The sequence below is a fragment of the Sphingomonas sp. 66-10 genome (assembly GCF_001897045.1).
Classification (GTDB): domain Bacteria; phylum Pseudomonadota; class Alphaproteobacteria; order Sphingomonadales; family Sphingomonadaceae; genus Sphingomonas; species Sphingomonas lycopersici.
Genome location: NZ_MKRR01000090.1, coordinates 13,999 through 17,539, shown reverse-complemented (window position 1 = coordinate 17,539; position 3,541 = coordinate 13,999). Strand labels below are relative to the sequence as shown.

The window sequence follows — 3,541 nt, the reverse complement described above, 5'->3', positions numbered from 1 at the left end:
TCCGAGCTGATTGGGCAGCATATTCCGGGATCGGTGACGAACGCGCTGTGGGCCAATTATGATGAGGAGCACGTCCCGACATTGCGTGCCAAGAAGGCCGTGGCGTCGTTGCTGTTCATTTCCGGTCGACCCATCGCCGAGATCGAGCGCATACTGACGCAATTCGGTGGCGGCGGCGACGGCGCTGCCGGAGCGATACGGCAGGGTGCCGCGCGTACCTGCGACATACTGCCGACCGTCGCGCGAATCGCGGCCATTCTGTACCCCGATGTCGACCTCAATATGGGTCAACGTGTCGAGCGCTTGCTGGTCCGCCTCACCTACGGGGTGCCAGCTGCGGCTGTAGACCTCGCGCGCGAAGCCGGAGCAACCCTGACACGTGGCGACTATTGCGAGCTGGTTCGGCATGATCTGGCCGCGATCCGGAACATCGTGGACGCAGGCGACGAGCGCCTGCTCGCTGCACTGGGTGGCGACCGTCAAAAAGCCGAGATTGTGCGCGAGGCGGCTCGCCTCGCAGCGGTGCGCGTTTCCAGCGCCGAGCCGGTCAGGTTGCCAATCCTCGAGCCATATGTCGGATGATCGCATGGGCTGAACCCTCAATCTGGCGGGACTGCCTTCAGCCGCAGCGCAAGGAAAGGCAGCCGCGAGCCGGCGCCGCCCCGTCGGCTACGCCCTTGCCGCTTGATCCCTGGAATTTGTAGCCCTTGTCCGATCGAATATCACGAACGCCTGAAAGGTTGATCGGGCGATTTATCGACGAAAGTGGCGCTTGATGAACGGACTTCTCGACACGAAGTGGCTGCTCGCGACCTGGCAGCTGCAGGTGGCCCTTGGCAGCGGCTACACCGCCTACATGGTTGCCTATACTGGAGTGCGCGCCCACCACCAGGCAATCGACACCACTTTCAGAGCTCTGGCGTACGGACTGGTCGCCACCGCGATATTGCTCGTCCTGCCAGTAAACCGACCTTTAATCGTCATCCCGGTGGCCTTTGTGTCCACCGTATTTGTTGGCGCACTGTGGCGTCGGATAGGGATGCGCCTCTGGAACTGGCTGTTGCGTTGGTCGGAGCTCACCTGGGGCGACGATACGCCGAGTGCGTGGGCGCGCATGATCAGCGATCAGGATCACTTCGTGACCCAGATCATCGTTCAGACCAAGGATGGCAGGCGTTTACGCTGTATGGACACGCGTCCGTTCGCAGGTCTCCCGCTCGGGCCGGCGGTCCTTGGAACGAACGGCGATATCGTGCTGTACGTCACCCATACGCTCGACGGGAGTGGCGAGCGCGAGATGAAGCATACGCTGGACGAGCATCATGGCGCGATGGCCACCTATCTGCCCGCAGGCGAGATCCGGCAGGTAATGATACGCAGGAAGCCCCGAAAAACCCGTTAGCTCTCGTCCGGCGGGGGCGGCGGCGAAGGCTGTCCGCCCTCGCCAGTCTCGGCCGGCGGCGCGGAAGGCTGCACGCTTCCGCCGATGCCGTCACCCCACGGCTCCGGTGCTTTGGGTGTGAAAGACCGCTGTTCCCAGTCCGAGCCGGATCTATCGCGATTCATTGTTCAACCCCATAAAACGAACAGGGAACATAGCATCGCGAAAACGTCTGTCCAGCGGCGCGGACGCCGCTTAGACGCAGCCCTCAAGCGGCCGGGCAATGCCGAATGTCGGCTCCTTGCAAAACCCGTCGCTCGGCATGTTGCCAGGGACCGACTGCTTCGTCCCAGACCCGGTACTTCAGCTTTACCGACGAGGCACCTTCGGCGAACGGCAGGTTCCGGGATCCGGAATCCACACATTGAACGGCGGGGATTGGGCGCGCTGCTGTCAGTCGCTGAGTACCCCGGGCACGAGTGCCATAGCTTGATAGGCGGTAGGTCGGAGCCTATCTGGCTGCGCGCGTTCGGAACCTCTAGGACCCTCATGTCGCCGCTCCCAAATTTGCCACCCCCAGCAATTTCTCCGGACGTTGTACGTCCGACGCCGCAGGCTTGGGGTCAGCGGCTGCGGGGGTATGTGTGGCACGCGCAGACCATTGGCTGTTCGGAAGCAGAGGTATTTCGCCTGACCGGCGATGATCTGCCGCCGCTGTTCGTGAAATCCGAACCGATTGGTCCTTTCGCCGAGCTTCCGGGAGAGATCGACCGGCTGCGCTGGCTGACTGGCCAGTCCCAGCTTACGCCGACCGTTGAAGCCGAGGTGGAAGAGGACGGGCGCCGGTGGCTGCTGATGTCCGAAGTTCCGGGCCGTGATCTCGCCAGTTCTGCGGATCTCTCCCCGTTGCAGATCGCCGAAATCGCTGCCGATGCGCTACGCGAGCTGCATGCACTCGACGTTGCGCTCTGCCCGTTCGATCAGCGGCTCGCGGCGAAGCTCGCTCAGGCCGAAGCCAATGTTGCGGCTGGACGCGTGGATGAGGAGGACATGGACGACGAACGGTTGGGACGGACCGCGGTTAGCGTCCTTGAAGAGGCGCTTGCGCTACGTCCCGCCACGGAAGACCTCGTGGTCGCGCATGGCGACGCCAGTATGCCCAACCTGATGGCCGAGCGCGGGCGATTCACCGGCTTCATCGATTGTGGGCGATTCGGCGTGGCCGATCGGCATCAGGACCTGGCCCTCGCTGCTTGGAGCATCGAGTTCAATTTCGGCGCCCCCTTCGTCCAACCATTTCTCGCGCGCTATGGCGGTCCGGTCGATCGCGCGCGCCTGCATTACTATCGGCTCCTCGACGAGCTCTTCTGATCTCGTCGACGGATCGCGGCCGGCAACCTGGGACGTACGCTCCGAATCCCAACGAACGTAAGCTTTCGGGATCAGCCGGCGGCACACTCAGCGACTGCTATTAGGGCGCTTTTCGGCCGAGCTCCCATCTCATCGCCCCGGTCAACTACGAGCCGTACCTCCGCGCTATTCGCTCGCTGCGCTGGGGTATCGGTTTGGTTGGATCGAGCTGGACGAGCTTCGCGCCGGTACGCTGCATCGCCGCCGTCACGTCTGGCCAATATTGATCAGACAATGCGATGAAGACCGTTGCGTTGGACAGCGATCCCTTGGGCGTTTTCGAGGCAATCCTTTCCAGAACGGATACCAGGTTTGGCGCCGATAGCGATGCCAGCGCCACATAGTCCGCGTAGGAGTCGATCAGCGCCTCTCGCACCCATTTCTCGGACACGGCATAATCTTTAGCGCCCGGTAGGCGCAGAACCGTCGTCGAAGTTGCAACATCATCGCCTTTCAGGCGACCAACGGCCTCGCGCAAATAGTCGTGCCACTGGCGCTCTGCGTTGACCTCCGGACCAAGCAAAGGCGTTAGAAACGCGGTCTTTGCCGCCGCCTCTACGGCAATCTGCTCTGCAAGAACCTTGCGTGCCGACACCAGCGCCGCATCCCAACTCGCCGCATTCGTCGGCGATACTTTCCCGTCTGCCAGAGCAACTGCAATTTCAATCGTCGCGGGCTCGCCGGCGAAAATCTCTGAGGGGATCACAACGGGGATCAGCGCCTTTTCGCCATCAGGCGAAAAGCGAGGCT

The 3,541-nt window shown here is 62.5% G+C and carries 4 protein-coding genes; 3 read left to right on the top strand and 1 reads right to left on the bottom strand.

What is annotated here, in order from left to right; genetic code table 11:
- The 3 genes from BGN95_RS07350 to BGN95_RS07340 all read left to right on the top strand — a co-directional run.
- Nucleotides 1–582, top strand: a 582-nt coding sequence (locus BGN95_RS07350) for a hypothetical protein (RefSeq protein ID WP_502688267.1), incomplete at its 5' end; no start/stop codon positions are given.
- A gap of 193 nt (nucleotides 583–775) precedes the next feature.
- Nucleotides 776–1,402, top strand: coding sequence for a hypothetical protein (locus BGN95_RS07345; RefSeq protein WP_286772131.1), 627 nt, complete (start codon nucleotides 776–778; stop codon nucleotides 1,400–1,402).
- A gap of 528 nt (nucleotides 1,403–1,930) precedes the next feature.
- Nucleotides 1,931–2,752 carry an APH(3') family aminoglycoside O-phosphotransferase gene (locus BGN95_RS07340; protein ID WP_286772130.1) on the top strand — a complete coding sequence of 274 codons (822 nt, stop codon included), beginning with the start codon at nucleotides 1,931–1,933 and terminating at the stop codon, nucleotides 2,750–2,752.
- Nucleotides 2,753–2,897: 145 nt separating this feature from the next.
- Here BGN95_RS07340 and BGN95_RS07335 read toward each other — a convergent pair.
- A partial coding sequence (locus BGN95_RS07335; RefSeq protein ID WP_286772129.1) for a hypothetical protein occupies nucleotides 2,898–3,541 on the bottom strand: 644 nt, incomplete at its 5' end.